The organism is Microbacterium testaceum (assembly GCF_001476655.1).
GTDB lineage: Bacteria > Actinomycetota > Actinomycetes > Actinomycetales > Microbacteriaceae > Microbacterium > Microbacterium testaceum_C.
On record NZ_LDRT01000087.1, the window covers coordinates 14,083 to 37,603 of the forward strand.

A 23,521-nucleotide genomic window follows, 5' to 3' on the forward strand; every position below is an offset into this window, starting at 1 on the left:
CATGACCTCAACGACCGAGCTCGCCGTCGTCGTCCTGGCCGCGGGCCAGGGAACCCGTATGCGCTCCCGCATCCCCAAGGTGCTGCACCCGGTGGGCGGGCGTCCCCTCGTCGGCCACGTGCTCGACACCGCGGCATCCCTCGATCCCGCCCGCATCGTCGTCGTCGTACGACACGAGCGCGAGCAGGTCGCCGAGACCGTCGCCGAACTCGCTCCCGGTGTCGTCGTCGTCGACCAGGACGAGGTCCCCGGCACGGGGCGCGCGGTCGAGGCCGCCCTCGGGGCCCTCGAGGGGTTCGAGGGCGATGTGCTCGTGCTGAGCGCCGACGTCCCGCTGCTCGAGACCGGCACGCTCACGGAGTTGCTCGCGACCCACCGCAGCGGCGGCACCGCCGTCACCCTGCTGAGTGCGCGAGTCGATCAGCCGTTCGGGTACGGCCGCATCCTGCGCGACGAGACCGACGGCGTGCGCCGCATCGTCGAGCAGAAGGATGCCACGGCCGACGAGGCCGCGGTCACCGAGATCAACGTCGGCGTCTATGTCTTCCAGTCGGCTCCGCTGCGGACGCAGCTCGCGCTCGTCGGCACCGACAACGCCCAGGGCGAGAAATACCTCACCGACGTCGTCGGTCTGCTCCGTGACGCGCAGCTCGGGGTCGCGGCATCCGTCACCTCCGACGCCGCGGCGGCGCTGGGCGTCAACGATCGCGTGCAGTTGTCGGAGGCGGGGCGCACGCTCAACGCCCGCACGGTGCGTCGCTGGCAGCTCGAGGGCGTCACGGTCGTCGACCCCGCGACCACCTGGATCGATGTCACGGCGACGCTCGCTCCCGACGTCACGATCCTCCCCAATACGCACGTGCGCGGCGCGACCGTCATCGCCTCGGGCGCCACCATCGGCCCCGACACCACGCTCACCGACTGCGAGGTCGGCGAGGACGCCACGGTCACCCGCACCGACGGGACCCTCGCCGTGGTCGAGGCCGGCGCCACCGTCGGCCCCTTCGCCTACCTGCGCGCGAACGCGCGGGTCGGGGTGAACGGCAAGGTCGGCACGTTCGTCGAGGTGAAGAACTCCTCCATCGGTGAGGGGAGCAAGGTGCCGCACCTGTCGTACATCGGCGACACCGACATCGGACGCGGCGTCAACCTCGGCGCCGGTGCGATCACCGCGAACTACGACGATCTCACCAAGCACCGCACGGTGATCGGAGACGAGGTGCACAGCGGCTCGCACAACGTCTTCGTCGCGCCGGTTACGATTGGAGACGGCGCCAAGACGGGTGCCGGAGCGGTCATCCGCAAGGACGTCCCGCCCGGTGCGCTGGCGCTCAGCGTGTCACCCCAGCGCAACATCGAGGGGTGGGTCGAGAAGAACCGACCGGGCACCGCGGCGGCCGACGTGGCCGCGCGGGCTCGGGCTGAACAGGAAGCGGCCGATGGCTCGTAAGAAGAATCGTGTAGACCTCGACCGCGACAACGGCATCGCCCCCGGGCTCGTCGCCAAGACCAAGAAGCGGCTCGTCGTCGCCTCGGGCCGCTCGCACCCCGAGCTGGCCGCTCAGGTCGCCCAGCACCTGGGCACCGAGCTGGCCCCCACCGAGCACCGCACCTTCGCCTCGGGCGAGATCTACACCCGCTTCGAGGTGTCGATCCGCGGATGCGACGTGTTCGTCGTGCAGTCGTTCGGCCCGCCCGTGAACGAGTGGCTCATGGAGCTGCTCATCATGCTCGACGCCCTCAAGCGCGCCTCGGCCAAGCGCATCACGGTCGTCGCCCCGTACTTCCCGTACTCGCGGCAAGACAAGAAGGGCCGCGGTCGCGAGCCGATCAGCGCGCGCCTCGTCGCCGACCTGCTCAAGACCGCGGGCGCCGACCGCATCATGAGCGTCGATCTGCACGCCGCGCAGATCCAGGGCTTCTTCGACGGCCCCGTCGACCACCTCTTCGCCAAGCCCGTGCTGCTCGAGCACTTCGAGCAGGGCCTGACCGGTGAAGACCGCGAGACCCTGACCGTCGTCTCTCCCGACATGGGCCGCGTGCGCGTCGCCGACACCTGGTCCGACAGCCTCGGCGCGCCGCTCGCGATCATCCACAAGCGCCGTGACCCGAAGGTCGCCAACCAGGTCTCGGTGCACGAGATCGTCGGTGACGTGAAGGGCCGCACCTGCCTCCTCGTCGACGACATGATCGACACCGGCGGAACGATCCAGAAGGCCGCGCAGGCCCTCAAGGCCAGCGGTGCCCGCAAGGTCATCGTCGCCGCGACCCACGCGATCTTCAGCGACCCCGCGACCGAGCGTCTGCAGGATGCCGCGATCGACCAGGTCGTCGTGACCGACACGGTTCCGATCCCCGAGGAGCGCCGTTTCGAGCGGCTCGAGATCCTTCCGATCGCGCCACTGCTCGCGCGCGCGATCCACGAGGTCTTCGAGGACGGCTCGGTCACGAGCATGTTCGGCGGCGACGCGTAAGCGTCCTCGACCCCTCAGCCGTCTCCCTCCGGGAGGCGGCTGAGTTCGTTCTGCGGATCGGTGAGCTGAGCGCCATGGCGGAGGTGGCTGAGCGTGTCGAAGCCTCCGGTCCCTTCGACGGGCTCAGGAACCTGTGCTGCGGGCTCAGGGACCTGTGCTGCGGGCTCGGTGACCTGTGCCGCGGGCTCGGGGACCTGCGCGCCGTCCCTTCATAGCCCGCACAAAAGAATGAACCGGGGAGTGCCCGAGGTCGTGTCCCTACCGTGAGCACGCACGCGCCGCGAGGCACGACCGAAGGAGGACCCTCATGATCCGCACCACTGCCGTACCCCGTCCCGTCCGCATCGGCACCGCCCTTCTGGGCGTCGCCGGTATCGTCACCCTGGCCGGCTGCTCGGGCGGCACGACCACCGACGCCGCCGCCCCCGCCGCTCCGGCCGCCACCTCGGCCCCGAGCTCGAGCGCCACCACCGGCGGCTCGACCACCGGTTCGAGCGCGTCGGGCACGTACAAGGACGGCACGTACGAGGCCACCGGCCAGTACGCGACGCCCGAGAGCGTCGAGACCGTCGACGTCACCCTCACGCTCGCGGGAGACACCATCACCGACGTGACCGTCACGGGCGACCCCCAGGCGGCCGAGTCCAAGCAGTACCAGAGCAAGTTCATCGGCGGTATCAAGAGCGAGGTCGTCGGCAAGAAGCTCGACGAGATCTCGGTGAGCAAGGTCGCGGGTTCCTCGCTCACCAGCGGGGGCTTCAACAAGGCCGTCGACACCATCAAGACCGAGGCCAAGGCCTGACGTCATGACCTTCCCGACCGCGACGGGTTCGACCTGGACCTTCGACGCGATCGGCACGTCGTGGGCGATTGAGACGGCATCCCCCCTGCCCTCGATCGCCCACGACGCGGTGTCGGCCGTCATCGAGCGCTTCGACCGGGAGTGGTCGCGATTCCGTGACGACTCGCTCGTCTCGGCGCTCGCGGACGGGCGCACGGCATCCGTCCCCACCCCCGAGGACGCGGATGCCATGCTCTCGCTGTACGACGAGCTCGACACTGCGACGGCCGGCGCCGTCAACCCGCTCGTCGGCGACGCCCTGGCCCGGCTGGGCTACGACGCGCGCCTGACCCTCGCGCCGTGGGGCGACCCCGAGCCGGCTCCGGCCTGGCGTGACACCCTCGCCTGGCGGGACGGGAATCTGTCCGTCGCGCGACCGGCGACGATCGACGTGGGGGCGCTCGGCAAGGGCCGCCTCGTGGACCTCGTGCTCGACACCGTCCGCGCCCACGTCGACGGCGACGTCGTCGTCGACGCGTCGGGTGACCTGGCCGCACGCGGGGAGTCGATCCGCGTCGCGCTCGAGCACCCCTACGACGCCACGCGCGCGATCGGCGTCGTCACCGTGACCGACGCGGCGCTGTGCGCGTCGGCCATCAACCGCCGGGCGTGGGGCGACAACCTGCACCACGTCCTCGATGCGCGTACCGGCGCCCCCGTCCGCGCCTTCGCTGCGACGTGGGCGCTCGCGGACACCGCCATGCGAGCCGACGCGCTCGCGACCGCCCTGTTCTTCGACGGCGGGCCGGAGCTCGCGGCATCGTGGAACGCGCACTGGGTGCGCATGCACACCGACGGCCGCGTGGAGTGGTCGCCCGGCTTCGACGGGGAGATCTTCGCGTGATCCCCACGCTTCCGTTCTCGAAGGGAACCTCATGAGCGCCACGCTCACCGCGGGCTCGACCCGCGTGCTCGGCCTGATCGGCCGGGTCTCGATGTACCGCCTGGTGATGTCGTCCCTGGGGCTGTTGGCCCTGTACGCCCTCGTGCTCTCGTTCGCGGGGCAGATCGGTCCCCAGCCGCTGGAGATCGTCGCGAGCGCCGTCGTGCTCGCCGTCGCGTGCGGCCTGACCGACCTCGTCGCGCAGAGCGTGGTGCGGATGCCGCGGCGTCTGGAATCGTCGCTGATCACCGCCGCGATCCTCCTGTTCGTGCTTCGGCCGACCGTCGAGCCGCTGGGCCTTTCGGGTCTCGCCCTCGCCGGGCTCGCGGCATCCGCCTCGAAGTACCTGCTCGCCTGGCGCGGCCGCCACATCTTCAACCCGGCTGCCACGGGCGCGGCGGTGCTGACGATCGTCAGCATCTGGGCCCCCGACCTGGGCGGATCCGCCTGGTGGGTGGGATCGCCGTGGATGGCGGGACCGGTGCTCGTCCTGGGGGTGCTGCTGCTCCTGCGCACGGACAAGCTCCCGATCGTGGTGACGTTCTGGATCGTGGCGATGGCCGTCGCGTTCGTGCGCACGACGATCCAGTTCCAGTCGGCGGGCTTCCCGGTGGACGTTCCCGCACTGCTGCTGCAGGTCGCCTTCTCGTCGCCGTTCCTCTTCCTCGGCGCGTTCATGCTGTCGGAGCCGCTCACCCTCCCGCCGCGTCGCGTGCAGCAGTACGCCGTCGCCGTCGTGGTCGGGGTGCTCGCCGGATGGCCGATCGCGGTGGGCGCCCTCACGCTGGGCCAGGAGCGGGCGCTGCTGATCGGCAACCTCGTCGCGTTCGTCTTCTGCCTGCGCGCGGCCGTGCGCTTGCGCGTCGAGGGGCGGCGTGACCTCACGCCGACCGTGCGCGAGCTGACGTTCCACGCGGCCCGTCCGTTCGCGTTCTCGCCCGGGCAGTATCTCGAGCTCGACGTCCCGCACCGCCGGCCCGACGCACGCGGGACCCGGCGGGAGTTCTCGATCGTCTCGGCGCCCGAGGACCTCCCCGAGGTGCGGATCGCCTTCAAGGACGGCTCGCAGTCGTCGTACAAGAAGGCCCTCGGTCGGGTCGAGCCGGGTTCGACCCTTGCGGTGACCGGGGTGTGGGGTGACTTCCTCCTGCCCGCGCGTCCGACCGCGCCTGTGCTGTTGGTCGCCGCGGGCATCGGCGTGACCCCGTTCGTCTCGCAGCTCCGGCACCTCATGGCCACCGGTCAGCGCCGCGACGCGGTGCTCGTCTACGTGGTGGCGGAGCCGGACGAGCTCGCCTTCCGCGACGAGATCGCCGCCAGCGGCATCCCGGTCGTCGTGTTCTCGCGGGCCGAGCCGCGCGATCTGCCCGACGGGTGGACGTGGGCGGGCCCCGATCGCGTCGATGCCGACGGGCTGCTGCGCGTCGTCCCCGACATCGCACAGCGCGCCGCGTACGTCTCGGGGCCGCCGAGACTCATCGCGACGCTCGCCCCCGCCCTGTCCAAGGCGAAGTCCCTCACGACCGACGCGTTCGCCGGGTACTGACCCGCTCTCGCACGCATACATACCCCGGGCCCAGCTGCAACCGACCGGGTCAGGCGCGCTCGGCGGGATAGCGTCGGCGACATGCTCCTCCTGGCTTTCGCCGCGCTGCTGCTCGTCGTCTTCGCGGTGGCACGGGCTCGTCAGCGTGCGCAACTGCGCGAAGGCACCCTGCTGGTCGCCGCGGTCGTCTTCGCCGCGCTCGGAGTCCTGCAGCTGCTCGTCTCGTCGGATCCGGATGCCGCCCGCACGACCATCTTCGTCGTCGCGGTCGCGGTGCCGGTGATCCTGCTGGTGCTGGCGGTGTTCCTCATCACCAACGGCATCACGATGCTGCGGCTCGAGGGGCGGAGCCTGGCGAATCTCCTGTCACTTCTGGCCGGGGTCGGATTGCTCGTCTTCCCGTTCCTCCTGCTGGCCCTGCTCGCGTGGGGCGGACTGGGGGGCTTCCTGGCGGCCGCCGGCGTCGTGCTGGTCGCGGGTTACGCGGCGGCGGCCTTCGTGGCGTTCCTCGTCTCCTCGCTGCTGTACGCAGCGCTCCCGGTGCCGCGACAGCCGCGCGCGATCGTGATCCTCGGCTCGGGACTCATCGACGGCGACGTTCCCCCGTTGCTCCGGGGTCGTCTGGACCGCGCGATCGCCGCGTGGCGGCGCGCGAGCCGGGCCGGGGGAGAGGCTCCCGTCCTCGTCCCCTCCGGAGGGCAGGGTCCGGACGAGCCTCGGCCCGAGGGAGAGGCCATGGCGGAGTACCTGCGCGACCAGGGCGTCCCGGGTCACCTCATCCGGCCCGAGACGCGCTCGCTGAACACGCGGGAGAACCTCGAGTTCTCACGCGCCATCGTCGATGACATCGGCGCCCCGGGGCCCCCGCTGGTCGTCACGAGCGATTACCACGTTCTGCGCGCGGGGCTCCTGGCCCGTCGAAGGCTCCCGGGTGCACGCGTCGTGGGTGCCCGCACGGCCGCCTACTTCGTGCCCAGCGCGTTCCTGCGGGAGTACGTGGCCCTGCTTGATCGCCAGCGAGGACTGCACGTGATGTTCGCGCTGGTGTTCGGCGCGACCCTGGTGAGCGTGTACGCGGCGATCTTCCTCGTCTGAGTCCCGCCCGCTCCTCAGGACGTCGCCGCCTCGCCCGGGTCGAGCGGCTTCGCCGGGAGGCGCACCTCGAAGGTGGTATCTCCGGGGCTGCTGCGGACGCTGATCGAGCCCCGGTGCGCTTCGACGATCGCGCGGGCGATCGACAGCCCCAGGCCCGTGCCCCCGGTCTTGCGATCGCGTGAGCGGTCGGCCCGCGCGAAGCGCTCGAAGAGCTGCGCGGCCACGGCGGGGTCGACCCCGGGGCCGTTGTCGTGGACCCGGAGGACGGCGTCCTCACCCTCGCGCCGGACCGACACGCACACCTCGCTGCCCGCCGGGGTGTGGGTGCGGGCGTTCGCGAGCAGGTTCGCCACGACCTGGTGCAACCGCGCCGCGTCGCCCGCGAGTTCGACGGGGTGATCGTCGACGTCGATCTTCCACACGTGGTCGGGACCCGCGGGTCGCGCGTCGCCGACGGCCTCGACCGCGAGGCGGGTGAGATCGACCGTGCCGTAGACGAGCTCCTGCCCCTCGTCGAGACGCGCGAGCAGCAGCAGATCCTCCACCAGCGTCGTCATACGGATCGACTGCGCCTGGATACGCTCGAGCGACTGCTCCGTCGTCTCCACCGCCATGGCGGTTCGCTGGCGGGATTCGTCGTCGTGGGCTTGTCGCATGGCGCGCAGCGACAGCTCGGAGAACCCGCGGATGGATGCCAGGGGCGTCCGGAGCTCGTGACTGGCATCGGCGACGAAGCGGCGCATGAGCTCTTCGTTGCGCTGGCGGGCCGACAGCGAGGCGTCGACCCGATCGAGGAGCGTGTTCAGCGCCGCGCCCACTTGTCCGATCTCGGTGTGGTCGTCGACTTGATCGGCCGGGACGCGTTCGGTGATGGACACGTCTCCCTGGTCCATGCGGATCGAGGCCACCCGTGTCGCGGTCTCGGACACCGCCTTGAGGGGCCGCAGCCCCAGACGGATGACGAGGGCGATGACGGCGGCGAGGAGGAGCAGGCCTCCCGTGGTGACGAGGGCGACCGTGGTGAGGATGGCGCCGATCGTCCCCGTGACCTGCGAAAGGGGGAGCCCTACGAGAAGGACCTCGTCGCTGCCGGCCGAACCGTAGGGACGCACGAGGTACTCGCCGAGGTTCGGCAGTTCGACCGTGCGCGACGCGGGGCTCGAGGAGGCGAGGCTCTCCACGATCTGCGCGAGCTCGTCGGACGTCAGGGCGCGGGAGTTCCCGTCGTCCACGACAGCCCCCGTCGTGCCTCCCAGACGCGTCCTCATGACCATCAGGGTGCCGTTGTCGAACGGACCCGAGTCCAGCACGTCCTCGGCCGTGCTCTGGAGCGAGATACGCGGCTGGGCGAGCGAGGCGACGTCGCCGACCTCGGCTTCGAGGTTGTTCAGCAAGACCCCGCTCAGGATGGCGCTGGTGGACACGCCGATCATGATGAGGATGAAGGCCACCATGCCGATGACCGCGGTCATCAGGCGCGCCTGGAGGCTCCACGGCCGACCGCGGCGCCACCAGCGCGCGGGTTCGGGAGGTGGAGAAGCCGTCACTGCGGCGCTTTGATCATGTAGCCGACGCCGCGGACCGTGTGGATGAGCGGGTCGTGGCCGGCGTCGATCTTCTTGCGCAGGTACGAGATGTAGAGCTCGACCACGCTCGAGCGACCGCCGAAGTCGTAGTTCCACACGCGGTCGAGGATCTGGGCCTTCGAGACGACACGGCGTTGGTTGCGCATGAGGAAGCGCAGCAGCTCGAACTCGGTCGCCGTCAGCTCGATCTCGTGGCCCCCGCGCACGACCTCGTGGCTGTCCTCGTTCAGCGACAGGTCGCCCACGCGCAGGATCGGCTCCGAATCGCGCGTGAGGGCGGTGCCGGCGCGGCGCATCAGCCCCCGCAGACGCGCCACCACCTCTTCGAGGCTGAACGGCTTGGTGACGTAGTCGTCGCCGCCGGCGGTGAGGCCCGCGACGCGGTCCGCGACGGCGTCCTTCGCGGTGAGGAAGAGCACCGGGACGTCGTTGCCCGAGTGCCGCAGCCGCTGCAGCACCGCCATGCCGTCGAGGTCGGGCATCATGATGTCGAGCACCATGGCATCGGGAGCGAAATCACGCGCGGCCTGGAGGGCATCGAAGCCGGAACCGGCGGTGCGGACGTCCCAGCCCTCCATGCGCAGAGCCATGGACAGAAGGTCGGTGAGCATCTGCTCGTCATCGACGACGAGGACGCGCAGAGCGCTCCCGTCGGGGCGGGTGAAGGCGGGGGCGGCGGCGGTCGCGGTCATGAAACTCATTGTGCGCTCGTATCTATGAGCTTTCTATGGCGTGGGTTATGGGAATCCTGAGAGCGAGCTGCATGCCGACCCAGAAGCACCGCGATTCCCGCCCCGATCGCCGCTCCGAGGGTGTTCGCGGCGACGTCGCGCACGTCGGCGACCCGGGTCGGCAGGAACAGCAACTGGGCCGTCTCGATGACCGTGCTCGCCAGCACGCCGGTCAGGATGCCGAGCCACCAGCGCCCGCCCCACGCGAGGACGAGAATCCCGAGCGGCACGAACATCCCCACGTTCGCGGTGAACTCGACGACGTCGAACGTGATCCATGCGGTGGGCGGCCACGAACGGAGGCCGTGCAGGACTGCGTGCAGGAGGCCCCCGACCCGGGCGTCGTAGATCGTGGGACGGAGGGTCATCCACCACACCGCGAACGCGTACGACGCCGAAGCGGCGGCGAGCAGTGCCCGCCGCCGCTTCGTCATGTCTCGACCCGGGGTCCCCAAACGGTCTCGATCCGGTGTCTGACGACGGTCCTCGACCGTCAGTGCGTGTCCTCGGCTTCGATCTCGGTGCGGTCGCCCGACCAGAGGGTGTGGAACGTGCCCTCCTTGTCGATGCGACGGTAGGTGTGCGCCCCGAAGAAGTCGCGCTGGCCCTGGATGAGGGCCGCGGGGAGCCGCTCGGCGCGCAGGCCGTCATAGTACGCCAGCGACGAGCTGAACGCCGGGGCGGGGATGCCGCTGGCCGCCGAGAGCGAGACGATGTCGCGCCAGGCGTCCTGGGCGCGGCCGAGCGCCTCGACGAAGTACGGGGCCGTCAGCAGGACGGGGAGGGTGGCCTCGGCGTCGTACGCCTCGGCGATGCGGTTGAGGAACTGCGCGCGGATGATGCAGCCGCCGCGCCAGATCTTCGACACGGCACCCAGGTCGATGTTCCAGCCGTACTGCGCGGCGCCCGCGCGGATCTCGTCGAAGCCCTGGCTGTAGGCCACGATCTTCGAGGCATAGAGCGCCAGGCGGACCTTCTCGATGAAGGCCTCGGCATCCGCTCCGGAGAGGAGCTCGGTGCCCGAGGGGCCGGGGAGCTCGCGCGAGACCTCGCGCTGCTCGGGGTGGCTCGACAACGAGCGGGCGAAGGTGGCCTCGGCGATGCCGGAGACGGGGACACCCAGGTCGAGCGCTGTCTGCACGGTCCACGCGCCGGTGCCCTTGGCGCCCGCCTGGTCGAGGATCACGTCGACGAGGGGCTTCCCGGTCTCGGCGTCGTTCTGGCGGAGCACCTCGGCGGTGATCTCGATGAGGTACGACTCCAGCTCGCCGCGGTTCCACTCGGCGAAGACGTCGGCGATCTCGGCGGGGGTCTTGCCCGTGGCCTGGCGGATGAGGTCGTAGGCCTCGGCGATCAGCTGCATGTCGGCGTATTCGATGCCGTTGTGCACCATCTTCACGAAGTGGCCTGCACCGTCGTGGCCGACGTGCGTCACGCACGCCTCGCCCTCGGCGACCGCGGCGATCGAGGTCAGGATCGGCCCGAGGGTGATCCACGACTCGTCGGAGCCGCCGGGCATGAGCGAGGGGCCGAGAAGGGCCCCCTCCTCGCCGCCGGACACGCCCATGCCGACGTAGTTGATGCCGGTCTCGCGCACGGCCTTCTCTCGACGGATCGTGTCGGTGAAGAGGGCATTGCCGCCGTCGACGATGATGTCGCCGGGCTCGAAGACCTTGACGAGCTCGTCGATGACGAAATCGGTGGGGCGACCGGCCTTGACCATGATGATCGCGGTGCGCGGGGTCTTCAGGGACGCGGCGAAGTCCTCGTACGAGAACGAAGCGACGAAGTTCGCCTCGGGGTGCGCGTCGAGGAGGTGCTCGGTCTTGTCGGCGCTGCGGTTGAACACCGCGACCGTGTTGCCCTCGCGGCTCGCGAGGTTGCGCGCGAGGTTCGAGCCCATGACCGCGAGGCCGACGACGCCGATGTTCGCGTGCGCCGGGCCGTCGCCCTCGGGGCGGGAGTCGGCCTCGGCGGTGGGACGCGCGACCTCTTCGGGACCGGGTGCACCCTCGTGCACCTGAGCGGCCGTGTGAGGGGCCTGGTCCTGGTCGGTCGAGGGTCCGGTCGGGGAGGGGGTGGACGTCATTCGTTGCTCCGTATTCAGGTGCGAGGAAGGGTGGGCGATTCACGCGGGCCGCCTCCGTCACTGTATCGGCTCGGCCTCGGCGTGTTTCAGGCAGGGGCGATGTCGAGGCTGAGGCGGTCGATGACCTCCTGCACCTGCTGGGAGGGGGTCAGGTCGAGGTCGACGCGGATCGCCCGCTCATCGGCATCCGGCATCTGCAGGGTCTCGAACTGCGAGGTGAGCAGGGACGGCGGCATGTAGTGCCCCTGGCGGCGCAGGAGGCGCTCGAGCACGAGAGCGGGGTCGCCCATCAGCAGGACGAAGGTGACGTCGTCGCGACGGAGAACATCGCGGTAGCTGCGCTTGAGGGCCGAGCACGTGATGATCCCGGGGCGCCCGGCGGCGCGCTGGCCGTCGATCCACGCCGCGACCCGATCGAGCCAGGGCCAGCGGTCGTCGTCGTTCAGCGCGTGACCGGCGGCCATCTTGGCGACGTTCGCCTCGGGGTGCAGGTCGTCGCCCTCTTGGAAGTCCCAGCCGAGGCGACCGGCGAGCATGCCGGCGACGGTGGACTTCCCGGTCCCGGCGGGACCCATGAACACGAGGACGGGGGGTGTGGCGACCATGAGCTCTCTCTTCGTCGATCGGTCGGTCAGATGGTGCGGCGGACTTCGGTGAGCACCGCCGCGACGTATCGGCGGGTGTGCTCCTCGGCGGCGTCGGCGTCGGCGCGACCGATGGCGGCGGCGGTCTCGACGTGGTTGTCGAGCGCGTCGGGATTCGGGATGCCGGGGGTCAACCCGTGCAGGGCGCGGCCTTCGATCGCGGCGGCGATCGGGGCTCGGGCGGCGGCGAGCATGAGGTTGCCGCTCGAGACGAGGATCAGGTCGTGGAAGGCGATGTCCGCGGCGAGGTACTCGGGGGAGTTGCCGAGGCCGGCGGCGCCGAGGCGGGCGAGCTCGTCGGCCAGACGGAGCAGTTCGCCACGCTGCAGGTCCGTCGCGCGGCGCGCGCTCAGTCGGGCGGCCACGGGCTCGACGGCCGCGCGGAGCTCGGTCGTGTTGGCGATCAGCTGGTCGCGACGGCGTCCGGCCAGCTGCCAGCCGATGAGTCGGGTGTCCAGCGCGCTCCAGTCGTCGGCGGGACGCACCGTGATGCCGACGCGGCGGCGCTGCGCGAGCATCCCCATCGCCTCGAGCACCCGCACGGCTTCACGGACGACGGTGCGCGAGACGGCGTACTCGGCCTCGAGGGCGGCGAGGGTCAGCACGTGACCGGCGGTAAGGTCTCCGTCGACGATGCGCATACCGATGGCATCCACCAACGAGCCGTGCGACGCTCGCGCCATATGCCCCTCCTTGGGTCCTTAGGTACGACCATATCTTGTCAAAAATATGATCATTGTGTGAGGATTCTGCGAACACTCTTCACGCGCGGGCGTCGATCGGACTCCGCGCATCCCCCCGTATCAATGGAGATCCCTTGGAAGACTGGACGCAGACACTCGGCACCACGCCGTTGCTCCTCATCGCGGCGGGCGCCATCGCGCTCATCCTGGTGCTCATCATCTGGCTGAAGGTGCACGCGTTCCTCGCGCTCATCATCGTCTCGCTCGTCACGGCGTTCGCCGCCGGCATCCCGGTCTCGACCGTGGTGAAGACGTTGACGGACGGGTTCGGTGGAACGCTCGGCACCGTCGCCCTTCTCGTCGCACTCGGCGCGATGCTCGGCAGGCTCATCGAGCACTCCGGTGGTGCGCAGGCCCTCGCCGACACGTTCGTGCGCATCTTCGGCGAGAAGCGCGCGCCCTTCGCCCTCGGCATCGTGTCGCTGATCCTCGGGTTCCCGATGTTCTTCGACGCCGGACTCGTCATGATGCTGCCGATCATCTTCGCGATCGCCCGGCGCGTCTCGGGCAACAACGTGCTCCTGTTCGGTCTTCCGGCCGCCGCCGCGTTCTCGGTCATGCACGTGTTCCTGCCGCCGCACCCGGGCCCCGTGAGCGCGAGCGAGCTCTACGGCGCCAACCTCGGCATCGTGCTGATCGTCGGTCTCATCGTCGCCTTCCCGATCTGGTACCTCTCCGGCTACCTGTGGGGGAAGTTCGTCGCGAAGCGCCTCGTGCTTCCCGTGCCCGCGCTGTTCGGTGACATCGACGCCGACCAGCCGAGCAACCCGCCGAAGCCGGCCGCCGTCATCGCCGTCCTGCTCCTGCCGATGCTCCTCATCTTCCTCAACACCGGGCTGACCACCCTCGGCGCCGCCGGAGCGGTCGACACCGACAACATCGTCGTCCAGGTGCTCGTCCTGCTCGGCAACTCGCCGGTCGCGCTGCTGATCACCGTGCTGGTCGCGACCGTGGTCTTCGGCTTCCGTCGCGGAGAGAACGGGACGGCGCTCGAGAAGGTCGTCGACTCGGCGCTCGGGCCCGTGTGCTCGGTCATCCTCATCACAGGCGCCGGTGGCATGTTCGGCGCGGTCCTGCGCGCCTCGGGCATCGGCGACGCCCTGGCCGACAGCCTCGGCGACCTGGGACTCCCGGTCATCGTGGCGGCGTACATCATCGCGGTGATCCTGCGCCTCGCGCAGGGCTCGGCGACCGTCGCCCTCGTCACCGCGGCGGGTCTCGCCGCCCCGGCCGTCATGGCAGGCGACTTCTCGCCGCTGCAGATCGCCGCGATCACGCTGGCGACGGCGGCGGGTTCGGTGTTCGCCGGTCACGTCAACGACTCCGGGTTCTGGTTCGTGGGTCGCCTCATGGGTATGGACGTCAAGACCACCCTGAAGACCTGGACCGTGCAGCAGGCCATCGAGTCGGTGCTCGGCTTCCTCGCCGCGCTCGCCGTCTTCGCGATCGGAGGACTCCTGTGACCACCTCGAATGCCCACCTCTTCGACGTCTCCGACCGCCTCGCCCTCGTGACCGGGTCGTCTCGGGGCCTCGGCCGCGCGTTGGCGCTGACCCTCGCGCGCGGCGGAGCCCGGCTCATCGTGCACGGGCGTGACGCGGATGCCGTGGAGCAGACGCGCAGCGAAGCCGAGGAGCTGTCGGGTCGCCCCGCCCACGCGGTCACGTTCGACGTCACCGATGCGGGGGCCGTCGAGAGCGCCGTCGCGAAGCTGCTCGAGCACGTCGGCGTGCCCGACATCCTCGTCAACAATGCCGGCGTGCAGCGTCGTGCACCCATCCACGAGTTCCCGGTCGCCGACTGGGACGACATCGTCGCGGCCAACCTCTCGGGCGTGTTCTACGTCTCGCGATTCGTCACCCCCGCGATGGTCGCCCGCGGCTCGGGCAAGGTCGTCAACGTCGCCTCGGTCCAATCGCGTCTCGCGCGGCAGACCATCGCGCCGTACTCGGCGACGAAGGGCGGCGTCGCGCAGCTCACCGCCGGCATGGCCGCCGACCTGGCCCGCCACGGCATCCAGGTCAATGCACTGAGCCCGGGGTACTTCGCGACCGAGATGAACCGCGACCTCGTCGACGACCCGGAGTTCACGCGCTGGCTCACCCAGCGCACGCCCGCCGCGCGCTGGGGCGACTTCGATGAACTGCGCGGGGCGCTGCTGTTCCTCGCGTCCGATGCCTCGAGCTTCGTCTCGGGGCAGAACATCTTCGTCGACGGCGGGATGACGGCGGTCGTCTGACCGCGGAAGGGATGAGCATGAAGTCTCTGTTGATCGAGAAGGCGAACACCGCCGTCGTGCGCGACGTCGAGGTGCCCGAGCCGGGCGCGGGGCAGGTGCGCCTGCGCGTCGAGTACGTGGGCATCTGCGGGTCGGATCTGCACTACTACTTCGAGGGCGCCAACGGCGCGTTCGTCGTGCGGGAGCCGCTCGTGCCGGGGCACGAGCTCTCGGGCCGGGTCGATCTCGACCCCTCCGGCGCGCTCGCCGAGGGAACGCCGGTCACCGTGCACCCCGCGCGCTTCGGGACGCCCCGCGAGGGCATCGAGGATGCTCCGCACCTGTGGCCCGGCGGCTCCTACCTCGGCAGTGCGTCGACCTGGCCGCACACCCAGGGCGCGGCATCCGAGTTCCTGATCGTCGAGGCCGACATGGTGCGTGTCCTGCCCGCCGACCTGCCGGTGCGCCGGGCCGTCCTCGCCGAGCCGCTCGCCGTGGCCCTGCACGCGCTCGGGAAGGCCGGGTCCGTCGAGGGGCTCGATGTGCTCGTCACCGGCTCCGGTCCGATCGGTCTGATGGCCGTGGCCGCCGCTGTGGCCGCCGGTGCGCGCGTCACGGCGACCGACGTGCTGTCGGGGCCGCTCGAGCGGGCCACCTCCCTGGGGGCGTCGGCGACCATCGACGTCTCCGCGGCCGCGGTCGAGTCGAACGCCTACGCGGTGGTCCTGGAGTGCTCGGGGGTTCCCGTGTCGATCTCGACCGCGCTGAAAGCCGTCCGCCCCGGCGGCACCGTCGTGCAGGTCGGCATGCTCCCGGACGAGCCGCGGCCGGTGAACCTCGCCCCGTTCATCTCGAAGGAGGTGCGCTACCTCGGCGCCTTCCGCTTCCGCGACGAGATCGACCGCGCGGTCGCCCTGCTCGCGGAGAACCCGGGCATCGAGAGCGCCCTCACGCACGAGTTCGCGGTGATGGATGCCGCCGAGGCCTTCGCCACGGCGCGCGACTCGCAGCGCTCGGGGAAGGTCGTCTTCGCCCTCTGACCGAACGACGAACGCCCCGGTGGTCACGATCACCGGGGCGTTCGCCGGTGGTCAGTCGTCGCTGCGCGCGGCCGTGAAGCGCCGCGTGACGGCGATGTCGCGCTCGCCGAGGCCGCGATCGACGATCTCGTCGAAGGCCGCGCGCAGGGCGGGGAGCAGGGCCGGTCGCGTGTCGGTCGCGGCGGCGATGTCGGCGGCGAAGCGCAGGTCCTTCACCATGTACCCGGCGATCCCGCTGGGGGAGTCGTCGCCGGTCACGAGCTTCTCGCGGCGGCTGTTCAGCAGGTTCGAGCCCGCGTACCCGCCGCCGAGCAGCTTCCACAGCGCCGCGGGGTCCACGTCGGACCGCGCGGCGAGCTCGGTCGCCTCGCCGAGCGCGAGGATGGTCGCCGCCACGACCATCTGGTTGCACGCCTTCGCGACCTCTCCCGCGCCGAGCGGGCCGAGACGCACCGGGGTGCCGCAGGGGGCGAGGAGGGCCGCCGCGAGATCGGCGTCCGCGCTCTCGCCGCCCAGCATGATCGACAGGGTCCCCGCCTTCGCGCCGTCCTCGCCGCCCGAGACGGGGCAGTCGACGACCCGGATGCCACGGGGGAGGCGTTCCGCGAGCGCGCGCACGCCGACGGGTGACGAGGTCGAGCCGATCAGGAGGAGGTAGTCGCGCCCGTCGATCCCCGCGAGAAGGCCGTCCGCCCCGTCCAGGTGCTCCTCCAGCTGCGGAAGGTCGGGGAGCATGACGAGGATCGCGTCCGTGGCGGCGGCGAGCTCCCGCGGGGTCGGGGCCCATCGCGCCCCCGCGTCGGTCAGCGCGGGGCGCTCACGGCGGGCGTGCACGGTGAGGGCCGCCCGTGCGGACAGCAGGTGCCGAGCCATCGGCTCGCCCATCGCGCCGAGACCCCAGACGCCGAGGCGCACCTCGGATGCGGGAGGGAAAGGGCCGGTCTCTTCGTCGAGCGTGGTCATGCCGGCATTCTACCGGCTGGACAATGGGTTGAACAGGGTTCAGTATGGTGAACGACGATTCGACGATCCGCGGCTGGACACCAGCTCCGCGGCGGGAGGAGACGACGACGATGTCGACACGCAAGAGCCTACGCGCGGTGGTGGCGGTGCCCCTGAAAGAAGAGCACTGCCGGCTCATCGAGCGTCTCGAGCCGCGCATCGAGCTCGTGCGCGACGCGTCCCTGACCCGGCCGATGCGAGGGCCGGCGGACTGGTCGGGGGACCCCGCGCACGCGCGCTCCGCCGACGAGCAGCGCGCGTTCGACGCGATGGTCGATTCGGCCGAGGCGCTCTTCGGCATCCCCGACGTCGACCCCGCCGCCCTCGCGCGCACGGTCGCTTCGAACCCCGATCTGAAATGGGTGATGACCACCGCCGCCGGGGGCGGGGGCCAGGTCAAGGCCGCCGACCTCGACCGGACGGCGCTCGACCGCGTGGTCTTCACGACGAGCGCCGGTGTGCACGGGGGGCCGCTCGCGGAGTTCGCGGTGTTCGGGGTCCTCGCCGGCGCGAAGGACCTCCCGCGCCTCGCCGCGCAGCAGGCCGACCGCCGATGGACCGACCGCTGGGAGATGCGCCAGGTCGATGAGATGACCGTGTTGATCGTCGGTCTCGGCGGGATCGGCGCCGAGTGCGCGCGCCGCTTCCACGCGCTCGGCGCGGAGGTGTGGGGGACCACGCGCTCGGGTGTTCCGGTCGAGGGCGTCGACCGGCTCGTCCCTCTCGACGAACTGTCGAAGGCGGTGAGGGACGTGGATGCCATCGTGGTCACCCTTCCAGGGACCGACCAGACCCATCACCTCGTCGGTGCCGAGGTGCTCGCCGCGGTGAAGCCCGGGGTGATCCTCGCGAGCGTCGGACGCGGAACCGTGATCGACGAGGACGCGCTCCTCGCCGCCCTCGACGACGGTCGCGTGTCGTTCGCCGCCCTCGACGTCTTCGAGGTGGAGCCGCTGCCGAGCGAGTCGCCGCTCTGGCGGCATCCGAAAGTCCTCGTGAGCCCGCACACCGCGGCCCTCAACGGCAAGGAAGAGGAGCGCATCGCGCGGCGCTTCGCCGAGAACGCCACGCGTCTGCTCGACGGCGAGCCGATGCGCGCGGTTGTCGATACGGTCGAGTTCTATTGACGCGTCGCCCCTCGCGACGCCGGGACGACGGGAGGTCGCCGTGAGCGATGACGAAGCGAGCGCGATCGCGCGCGACCCGGCGCCCGCTGTCGGGCGCAGCATCCGTCTGCTGGGTCTGCTCGCCGAGGCGGGACGGGCGCTGACGCTGACCGAACTCGCGGCGGGCCTCGGGCTCGCGAAGTCGTCGACGGCGAACCTCTGCCTGTCGCTCGAGGCCGGCCGCATGATCGAGCGCGTGCCGCTCGGGTACCGCCTCGGCATCCGGACAGCCGAGCTCGGCGGGGCCTTCGCCGCGCAGTTCAATCAGGTGCGCGAGTTCTACGCCGTGTGTGAGGGTTCGCCGGCGTTGGCGTCGGAGCTCGTGCAGGTCGCGGTGCTCGACGACACCGATGCGCTCTACCTCGCGCGCTACGAGGGTTCGCGGTCGGTGCGACTCGGTACCCCTCTCGGTTCGCGCCTGCCCGCCGCCCTCTCCGCGACGGGGCGGGCGCTGTTGATGACGCGCAGCGACGCCGAGGTCCGAGCCCTGCTGACCCGTGGTCCGCTGCCCCGCCTCACCGAGCACAGCACGATCGACGTCGACGCCGTGATCGAGAAACTCGTCGCCGCCCGCGAGCGGGGGTGGTCGGTCGACGAGGAAGAGTCGTTCCGCGGCATCGTCGGCGTCGCCGTCCCGCTCGAGGGGTGGGCACCGGGGGATCCGCAGCTGGCGTTAGGGGTCGGCATCCCGGTCGCGGATGCCACGCCCGAACGCGTCGGCCGTGTCGGCGCCGCGCTGCGCGAGGCCGCCCGGGCCCTCACGAACCCGTTCAGCGCGTCGCGCTCGGTCTGAGCCCTCTCGCGGTCGCCCCCGGCCTTCGGGGTGCGTGCGCGCGCCCCCGCCGCCCGCGGCCTCGGCCGGTTCGTGGCGCGTTCCGCGCGGCGGGCGTGAGGGTCGACGGGATCCGTCCCGCACCCCGCGGTGGCGCTGCGCCGCGCCATCAGTCGAAGAATCCGTCCAACATGTTGAACTGCGTTCACTCCATTGGTACAGTCGCACCACCCCCAGCCGATCGAAGGAGATGGCCGTGACCACTGCATCCACACCGACGCCGCAGCCGCAGGATGATCCCGAGTACGCCGCGAACCTGCGCCGCGCGACACTCGCGTCGAGCATCGGCAGCGCTCTGGAGTACTTCGACTTCGCGCTCTACGGCCTGTCGACGGCCCTGATCTTCAACGTCCTGTTCTTCTCGCAGGACAACCCGGCCCTCGCCACGGTGGCCGCCTTCGCAACCTATGGCGTCGGCTTCCTCGCCCGCCCCTTCGGAGGGCTGTTCTTCGGTGTCCTCGGCGACAAGCTCGGGCGCAAGTGGGTCCTCGTCATCACGATCCTGCTGATGGGCGGGGCGTCCACGGCCATCGGCCTCCTGCCCACGTACGAGACCGTCGGCATCCTCGCGCCCATCCTGCTCGTGATCATGCGCCTGCTGCAGGGCTTCGGCGCCGGTGCCGAGCAGGCGGGAGCCACGGTTCTCATGGCGGAGTACGCGCCCGTCAAGCGCCGCGGTTTCTTCTCGGCCCTGCCGTTCATCGGCATCCAGGCCGGCACCCTGCTCGCGGCCGTGGTGTTCAGCCTCATCTCCCTCCTGCCCGAAGATCAGCTACTCAGCTGGGGCTGGCGCGTGCCGTTCCTCGCGTCGTTCCTGCTGATCCTGCTCGCGCTGTTCATCCGCATGCGCCTGCGCGAGACCCCGACCTTCATCGAGCTCGAGAAGAGCGAGCAGATCGCCGAGCGCCCGATCCGCGACATCTTCACGCGGGGTCTTCCCGGCATCATCGTCGGCATCGGCCTGCGCATGGCCGAGAACGGCGGCTCGTACATGTTCAACACCCTCGCGCTGACGTTCTTCGTCGCGTCGGTGGGCGGTCAGGCCGACCGGAGCCTGCTCACCTGGGGTGTCACGCTCGGATCGCTCATCGGTATCTTCTCGGTGCCCCTGACCGGCGCCCTGTCCGACCGCCTGGGCCGTCGCACCGTCTACCGCGCGGGCGCGCTGTTCATGCTCGTCTTCACGTTCCCGGCGTGGTGGCTCATCTCGCTCGGGAGCTACCCGATCACGATCGGCGTCATCGCCATCGGCATCGGCGTCGCGGTCAACTCCATGCTCGGACCCCAGTGCGCCATGCTCCCCGAGCTGTTCGGTAACCGACACCGCTACCTCGGCGTCGCGATGGCGCGCGAGATCTCGGCGGTCCTCGCCGGCGGTCTGGCCGGTGTCCTCGGCGCGTACATCATCGCCGTGAGCGGAGCGAACTGGCTGCTGCTGGCGATCTACATGGGAACCCTCGCGCTCATCACGACGGCGTCGACCTTCCTCGTCCCCGAGACGCTCCGCCGCGACCTGACGCGCACCGACGACGCGATCAAGGTCTCGCGCGACGAGGCGGGCGAGGGCGTGGATGCCACGACCGTGACCGTGCGGACCATCCGATGACCCGCATCGCCCGCGTGCAGACGCCCGACGGCGTGCGCGTCGTCCGGGTCGACGGCGACAGGTTCATCCCGATCCACGACCCCTACGTCGCGTTCGCGCGGGGGGAGGAGGCGGCGGATGCCGGGACCCCGGTCGTCGGGTCTGTCCTCGCCCCGTGCGTCCCGACGGTCGTCGTGGGGATCGCCCAGAACGGGCCCGGTCACGCCTCGCCCGTCCAGGCGTGGCTGAAGAGCCCCCGGACCGTCACGGGCCCTGATCGCACGGTGAGGCTGCGACGCGACGCCGGTACGACGGTGGCCGAGGCGGAGGTCGCGGTCGTGGTCGGTCGCGACACCACGGGTCTCACCGCGGAGAACGCACACGAGTACGTGCTGGGGGTCACGGCCGTGAACGATCTGTCGAGCCCCGACCGCTCGACGCTCGATCCGCGCAACTTCGAGTCGAAGTCGGGGGAGGGGTACACCCCGCTCGGCCCGTTCATCGACACCACGATCGGTCTCGACGACGACACCTCGCTCCGACTCGTCGTCGACGGCGAGCCGGTGTGCGACACGTCAGCGGGGCGCTACCCGATGTCGCTCCGGGCCTGCCTCGCGTACGTGGCGGGGTGGACGACCCTGGGGCCCGGGGACGTGGTCATGATGGGCGCGCCGTTCTCGGCATCCCCCATCGGGCCGGGAGTGACGGTCGAGGTCGTCGTGGGCGAGCTGCGGCTCCGGACCCCGACGGCCTGACGCGCGTCAGTGCTTCTTGTACCCGGCGTTGCGACCCATCGAGAAGAGGGCGCCGATCGCGCCGATGCCGCCGACCAGGGCGACACCGCCGATGACCCAGAGCACGACGTGGGAGAAGAAGCCGCTGTCCATGATGATCCTTCGGGTCGATGGACTTCGATTCTACCGGGGCGCTCCGGTGCTCCTCGACACGCGCGGGTCGTGCGCGGGCGCTCACGCTGGTAGACTTCCGGGGTACTTCGGCGAGGGACTGTCGCACACCGGCTGGTGAACGTGGCATCCGTGATCGACGCGGTGATGCAGGCCCCCGGCTTTCCTCACGCGCTCGCGTTCGAGTCGAATCCAGACCACCGGTGCGGGCCATGTCCCGCCCCCAAGCTGCGGGCCGCTCGCCCGCGAGGAGAACATCATGTCGGAAGACAACAAGGTCGTCGCGGAGCTCCGCGAGAACTTCGGCAAGGGCTTCGCCCGTCGCCTGCGCGCCGCGGGCAAGATCCCCGCCGTCATCTACGGCCACGGCACCGAGCCCCAGCACGTCGCGCTGCCCGGCCACCAGACCGCGCTGCTCATCCGCCGTGCGAACGCGCTGCTCGACCTCGACATCGCGGGCAAGAGCCAGCTCGTCCTGGTCAAGGACGTGCAGAAGGACCCCGTGCGCCAGATCATCGAGCACATCGACCTCATCGTCGTGAAGAAGGGCGAGAAGGTCCAGGTCGACGTTCCTGTCGTCGTCGTCGGCGAGCCCTTCTCCGGCACCATCGCGATGCTCGACACCGCGACCGTGTCGCTCGAGGTCGAGGCCACCCACATCCCGCAGAACGTCGAGGTCGACGTCGAGGGCGCCGAGGACGGCACGCAGATCACCGCGGCCGACCTGAAGCTCCCCTCCGGTGCGAGCCTCGTGACCGAGCCCGAGACCCTCATCGTGGGTGTCTCGGTGCCGCTCGACACGCTGGCCGCCGAGGAAGAGATCGCCGAGGCCGATGCCGAGGTCGCCGAGGAGCAGTCCGAAGAGGCCGAGGCCGGCGACAACTGATATCGGACGGCTGCATCACGCAGACCGTCGACGAGGGGGCGCGTTCTTCGCGCCCCCTCGTTTCGTCTCCAGCTGACCCGGAAGAATGGATGCCATGGCAGACACGTGGGTGATCGTCGGACTCGGCAACCCGGGGCCGCGTTACGAGGCGACCCGGCACAACATCGGCCAGATGGTCGTCGACGAGCTCGCCGCGCGGCGCAGCGAGTCCTTCCGCGCGCACAAGGCGAACGCCCGCGTCGCCGAGACCTGGCTGCGGCCAGGGGGCCCCAAGCTCGTCCTCGCGAAGCCCAACAGTTTCATGAACGTCTCCGGGGGTCCCGCCGCAGGCCTTGCGCGTTTCTACGACGTCGCCCCGGAGCGCATCATCGTGGTCCATGACGAACTGGACATTCCGTACGACACCGTGAAGCTCAAGACCGGTGGCGGCCACGGCGGCCACAACGGCGTGCGCGACGTCGCGAAGGCACTGGGGACTGCGGAGTTCCCCCGCGTGCGTGTCGGCATCGGTCGTCCCGTGGGGCGTCAGGACCCGGCCGATTGGGTCCTCGACCCGTTCGGTGCGACCGAGCGCCAGACCCTGCCGATCCTCGTCTCGGATGCCGCCGACGCGGTCGAGATGCTCGTCGCGGAGGGCTTGGTCGCTGCGCAGCAGCGCTTTCACGCCCCGCGCGCCTGACGATCCCCGTCACGACGAAAAGCCCCGGCCGCTCGGCCGGGGCTTTTCGACGTCGCGGAGAGGCTCAGCCGATGCTGTTGACGTACGGCGCCGCTCCGGCGGTCGCGCCGGCGCCGAAGACGACGGCGACCACGATGCCGCCCAGCAGGGCGAGGATGAGCGCCGCGATACCGAAGCCGCGACCCCGGTTCTTCACGGCGGCGATGATGCCCTGGATGAATCCCCACAGACCCAGGATGCCGAAGACGAGGAATCCGGCGACCGCGAGCAGACCCGCTGTGGCCGCGGCCTGCTGCTCGCTCGCCGAGAGGTTCGCCGGGTCGATCTGCGGGGTGCCGTCGGCGCCGGTCGTGGCGTACTGGACGAGCGCTCCGCTCTGCATCCCGCCGATGAAGGCCAGGATCGAGCCGATCACGATGGCCGCGAGGGCCACCACGAAGGCGATCAGGCCGAGGCGGTTCGAGGGCTTCTGCGGGGCGGCCGTCGGGGGCTGGTAAGCCGGGGACGCGGGATAGCCGGCCTGGGCGGCAGCGGCGTCGGCGCGCGTGGCGGGGGGAGGGTTGTACGGCTCGGGGG

At 70.7% G+C, this 23,521-nt stretch carries 24 protein-coding genes; 15 read left to right on the plus strand and 9 right to left on the minus strand.

Going from position 1 to position 23,521, the window contains the following annotated elements:
* Position 1 precedes the first annotated feature (1 nt).
* The 6 genes from glmU (at position 2) to NS220_RS12800 (ending at position 6,839) form a co-directional block, all read left to right on the plus strand.
* On the plus strand, positions 2-1,450 hold the full coding sequence (glmU, locus tag NS220_RS12775; protein ID WP_058624430.1) for a bifunctional UDP-N-acetylglucosamine diphosphorylase/glucosamine-1-phosphate N-acetyltransferase GlmU: 1,449 nt from the start codon (positions 2-4) through the stop codon (positions 1,448-1,450).
* Positions 1,440-2,474: a ribose-phosphate diphosphokinase gene (locus NS220_RS12780; RefSeq protein WP_058624431.1), complete on the plus strand. Its 1,035-nt coding sequence runs from the start codon at positions 1,440-1,442 to the stop codon at positions 2,472-2,474. Before glmU ends, NS220_RS12780 begins: the two co-directional genes overlap by 11 nt.
* A 307-nt stretch (positions 2,475-2,781) precedes the next feature.
* Entirely contained in the window at positions 2,782-3,276 is a 495-nt protein-coding gene (locus tag NS220_RS12785) for an FMN-binding protein (RefSeq protein ID WP_058624432.1), read from the plus strand.
* Positions 3,277-3,280: 4 nt separating this feature from the next.
* On the plus strand, positions 3,281-4,159 hold the full coding sequence (locus NS220_RS12790) for an FAD:protein FMN transferase (protein ID WP_058624433.1): 879 nt from the start codon (positions 3,281-3,283) through the stop codon (positions 4,157-4,159).
* 31 nt (positions 4,160-4,190) lie between these two features.
* Positions 4,191-5,744, plus strand: a complete 1,554-nt coding sequence (locus NS220_RS12795) for an FAD-dependent oxidoreductase (RefSeq protein WP_058624434.1) — start codon at positions 4,191-4,193, stop codon at positions 5,742-5,744.
* Positions 5,745-5,825: 81 nt separating this feature from the next.
* Positions 5,826-6,839 (plus strand): YdcF family protein, encoded by a 1,014-nt coding sequence (locus NS220_RS12800; protein ID WP_153004277.1) that lies wholly within the window; start codon positions 5,826-5,828, stop codon positions 6,837-6,839.
* 14 nt (positions 6,840-6,853) lie between these two features.
* Here NS220_RS12800 and NS220_RS12805 read toward each other — a convergent pair whose 3' ends face one another.
* The 6 genes from NS220_RS12805 to NS220_RS12830 all read right to left on the minus strand — a co-directional run bounded on the left by NS220_RS12805 (position 6,854) and on the right by NS220_RS12830 (position 12,572).
* Complete coding sequence (locus NS220_RS12805) at positions 6,854-8,311, minus strand: sensor histidine kinase (RefSeq protein WP_058624435.1); 1,458 nt, start codon at positions 8,309-8,311, stop codon at positions 6,854-6,856.
* Positions 8,312-8,382: 71 nt separating this feature from the next.
* Complete coding sequence (locus NS220_RS12810) at positions 8,383-9,117, minus strand: response regulator transcription factor (protein WP_013586051.1); 735 nt, start codon at positions 9,115-9,117, stop codon at positions 8,383-8,385.
* Positions 9,118-9,122: 5 nt separating this feature from the next.
* Positions 9,123-9,590 (minus strand): VanZ family protein, encoded by a 468-nt coding sequence (locus NS220_RS12815; RefSeq protein ID WP_081323165.1) that lies wholly within the window; start codon positions 9,588-9,590, stop codon positions 9,123-9,125.
* 59 nt (positions 9,591-9,649) lie between these two features.
* Positions 9,650-11,245, minus strand: coding sequence for an NADP-dependent phosphogluconate dehydrogenase (gene gndA / locus NS220_RS12820; RefSeq protein WP_058624436.1), 1,596 nt, complete (start codon positions 11,243-11,245; stop codon positions 9,650-9,652).
* An 86-nt stretch (positions 11,246-11,331) separates the two neighbouring features.
* Complete coding sequence (locus NS220_RS12825) at positions 11,332-11,850, minus strand: gluconokinase (RefSeq protein ID WP_058624437.1); 519 nt, start codon at positions 11,848-11,850, stop codon at positions 11,332-11,334.
* A 26-nt stretch (positions 11,851-11,876) separates the two neighbouring features.
* Positions 11,877-12,572 carry a FadR/GntR family transcriptional regulator gene (locus NS220_RS12830; RefSeq protein WP_058624438.1) on the minus strand — a complete coding sequence of 232 codons (696 nt, stop codon included), beginning with the start codon at positions 12,570-12,572 and terminating at the stop codon, positions 11,877-11,879.
* A gap of 134 nt (positions 12,573-12,706) precedes the next feature.
* On the opposite strand from NS220_RS12830, the gene NS220_RS12835 reads away from it, so the two are divergent.
* The 3 genes from NS220_RS12835 to NS220_RS12845 are packed head-to-tail and all read left to right on the plus strand — an operon-like array spanning position 12,707 to position 15,890.
* Complete coding sequence (locus NS220_RS12835; RefSeq protein ID WP_058624439.1) at positions 12,707-14,095, plus strand: GntP family permease; 1,389 nt, start codon at positions 12,707-12,709, stop codon at positions 14,093-14,095.
* A complete protein-coding gene (locus NS220_RS12840) occupies positions 14,092-14,871 on the plus strand; it encodes an SDR family oxidoreductase (protein WP_058624440.1) in 780 nt (259 codons plus the stop codon). The genes NS220_RS12835 and NS220_RS12840 overlap by 4 nt, the downstream gene beginning before the upstream one ends.
* Before the next feature lie 17 nt (positions 14,872-14,888).
* Positions 14,889-15,890, plus strand: a complete 1,002-nt coding sequence (locus NS220_RS12845) for a zinc-binding dehydrogenase (protein ID WP_058624450.1) — start codon at positions 14,889-14,891, stop codon at positions 15,888-15,890.
* A 51-nt stretch (positions 15,891-15,941) separates the two neighbouring features.
* Here the strand turns inward: NS220_RS12845 and NS220_RS12850 are convergent, their stop codons facing one another.
* Complete coding sequence (locus tag NS220_RS12850) at positions 15,942-16,853, minus strand: NAD(P)-dependent oxidoreductase (RefSeq protein ID WP_058624441.1); 912 nt, start codon at positions 16,851-16,853, stop codon at positions 15,942-15,944.
* 110 nt (positions 16,854-16,963) lie between these two features.
* On the opposite strand from NS220_RS12850, the gene NS220_RS12855 reads away from it, so the two are divergent.
* The 4 genes from NS220_RS12855 (at position 16,964) to NS220_RS12870 (ending at position 21,230) form a co-directional block, all read left to right on the plus strand.
* Positions 16,964-18,019, plus strand: coding sequence for a D-2-hydroxyacid dehydrogenase (locus tag NS220_RS12855; protein ID WP_058624451.1), 1,056 nt, complete (start codon positions 16,964-16,966; stop codon positions 18,017-18,019).
* A gap of 40 nt (positions 18,020-18,059) precedes the next feature.
* Positions 18,060-18,851, plus strand: a complete 792-nt coding sequence (locus NS220_RS12860) for an IclR family transcriptional regulator (protein ID WP_058624442.1) — start codon at positions 18,060-18,062, stop codon at positions 18,849-18,851.
* Positions 18,852-19,080: 229 nt separating this feature from the next.
* Positions 19,081-20,496, plus strand: a complete 1,416-nt coding sequence (locus tag NS220_RS12865; protein WP_058624443.1) for an MFS transporter — start codon at positions 19,081-19,083, stop codon at positions 20,494-20,496.
* Positions 20,493-21,230 (plus strand): fumarylacetoacetate hydrolase family protein, encoded by a 738-nt coding sequence (locus NS220_RS12870; protein ID WP_058624444.1) that lies wholly within the window; start codon positions 20,493-20,495, stop codon positions 21,228-21,230. The genes NS220_RS12865 and NS220_RS12870 overlap by 4 nt, the downstream gene beginning before the upstream one ends.
* Before the next feature lie 6 nt (positions 21,231-21,236).
* Here NS220_RS12870 and NS220_RS20730 read toward each other — a convergent pair whose 3' ends face one another.
* On the minus strand, positions 21,237-21,362 hold the full coding sequence (locus tag NS220_RS20730) for a hypothetical protein (RefSeq protein ID WP_275044496.1): 126 nt from the start codon (positions 21,360-21,362) through the stop codon (positions 21,237-21,239).
* 277 nt (positions 21,363-21,639) lie between these two features.
* Between NS220_RS20730 and NS220_RS12875 the strand changes: the two genes are divergently transcribed.
* Both NS220_RS12875 and pth read left to right on the plus strand, forming a co-directional pair.
* A complete protein-coding gene (locus tag NS220_RS12875; protein WP_058624445.1) occupies positions 21,640-22,266 on the plus strand; it encodes a 50S ribosomal protein L25/general stress protein Ctc in 627 nt (208 codons plus the stop codon).
* A 94-nt stretch (positions 22,267-22,360) separates the two neighbouring features.
* Positions 22,361-22,945 (plus strand): aminoacyl-tRNA hydrolase, encoded by a 585-nt coding sequence (gene pth / locus NS220_RS12880; RefSeq protein WP_058624446.1) that lies wholly within the window; start codon positions 22,361-22,363, stop codon positions 22,943-22,945.
* Positions 22,946-23,009: 64 nt separating this feature from the next.
* Here pth and NS220_RS20180 read toward each other — a convergent pair.
* A partial coding sequence (locus tag NS220_RS20180) for a hypothetical protein (RefSeq protein ID WP_058624447.1) occupies positions 23,010-23,521 on the minus strand: 512 nt, incomplete at its 5' end.

Coding starts and splice junctions, on each gene's coding strand:
- glmU (WP_058624430.1), top strand. CDS start 2: ATGACCTCAACGACCGAGCTCGCCGTCGTCGTCCTGGCCGCGGGCCAG.
- NS220_RS12780 (WP_058624431.1), top strand. CDS start 1,440: ATGGCTCGTAAGAAGAATCGTGTAGACCTCGACCGCGACAACGGCATC.
- NS220_RS12785 (WP_058624432.1), top strand. CDS start 2,782: ATGATCCGCACCACTGCCGTACCCCGTCCCGTCCGCATCGGCACCGCC.
- NS220_RS12790 (WP_058624433.1), top strand. CDS start 3,281: ATGACCTTCCCGACCGCGACGGGTTCGACCTGGACCTTCGACGCGATC.
- NS220_RS12795 (WP_058624434.1), top strand. CDS start 4,191: ATGAGCGCCACGCTCACCGCGGGCTCGACCCGCGTGCTCGGCCTGATC.
- NS220_RS12800 (WP_153004277.1), top strand. CDS start 5,826: ATGCTCCTCCTGGCTTTCGCCGCGCTGCTGCTCGTCGTCTTCGCGGTG.
- NS220_RS12805 (WP_058624435.1), bottom strand. CDS start 8,311: ATGACCGCGGTCATCGGCATGGTGGCCTTCATCCTCATCATGATCGGC.
- NS220_RS12810 (WP_013586051.1), bottom strand. CDS start 9,117: ATGACCGCGACCGCCGCCGCCCCCGCCTTCACCCGCCCCGACGGGAGC.
- NS220_RS12815 (WP_081323165.1), bottom strand. CDS start 9,590: ATGACGAAGCGGCGGCGGGCACTGCTCGCCGCCGCTTCGGCGTCGTAC.
- gndA (WP_058624436.1), bottom strand. CDS start 11,245: ATGACGTCCACCCCCTCCCCGACCGGACCCTCGACCGACCAGGACCAG.
- NS220_RS12825 (WP_058624437.1), bottom strand. CDS start 11,850: ATGGTCGCCACACCCCCCGTCCTCGTGTTCATGGGTCCCGCCGGGACC.
- NS220_RS12830 (WP_058624438.1), bottom strand. CDS start 12,572: ATGGCGCGAGCGTCGCACGGCTCGTTGGTGGATGCCATCGGTATGCGC.
- NS220_RS12845 (WP_058624450.1), top strand. CDS start 14,889: ATGAAGTCTCTGTTGATCGAGAAGGCGAACACCGCCGTCGTGCGCGAC.
- NS220_RS12850 (WP_058624441.1), bottom strand. CDS start 16,853: ATGACCACGCTCGACGAAGAGACCGGCCCTTTCCCTCCCGCATCCGAG.
- NS220_RS12855 (WP_058624451.1), top strand. CDS start 16,964: ATGTCGACACGCAAGAGCCTACGCGCGGTGGTGGCGGTGCCCCTGAAA.
- NS220_RS12865 (WP_058624443.1), top strand. CDS start 19,081: ATGGCCGTGACCACTGCATCCACACCGACGCCGCAGCCGCAGGATGAT.
- NS220_RS12870 (WP_058624444.1), top strand. CDS start 20,493: ATGACCCGCATCGCCCGCGTGCAGACGCCCGACGGCGTGCGCGTCGTC.
- NS220_RS20730 (WP_275044496.1), bottom strand. CDS start 21,362: ATGGACAGCGGCTTCTTCTCCCACGTCGTGCTCTGGGTCATCGGCGGT.
- NS220_RS12875 (WP_058624445.1), top strand. CDS start 21,640: ATGTCGGAAGACAACAAGGTCGTCGCGGAGCTCCGCGAGAACTTCGGC.
- pth (WP_058624446.1), top strand. CDS start 22,361: ATGGCAGACACGTGGGTGATCGTCGGACTCGGCAACCCGGGGCCGCGT.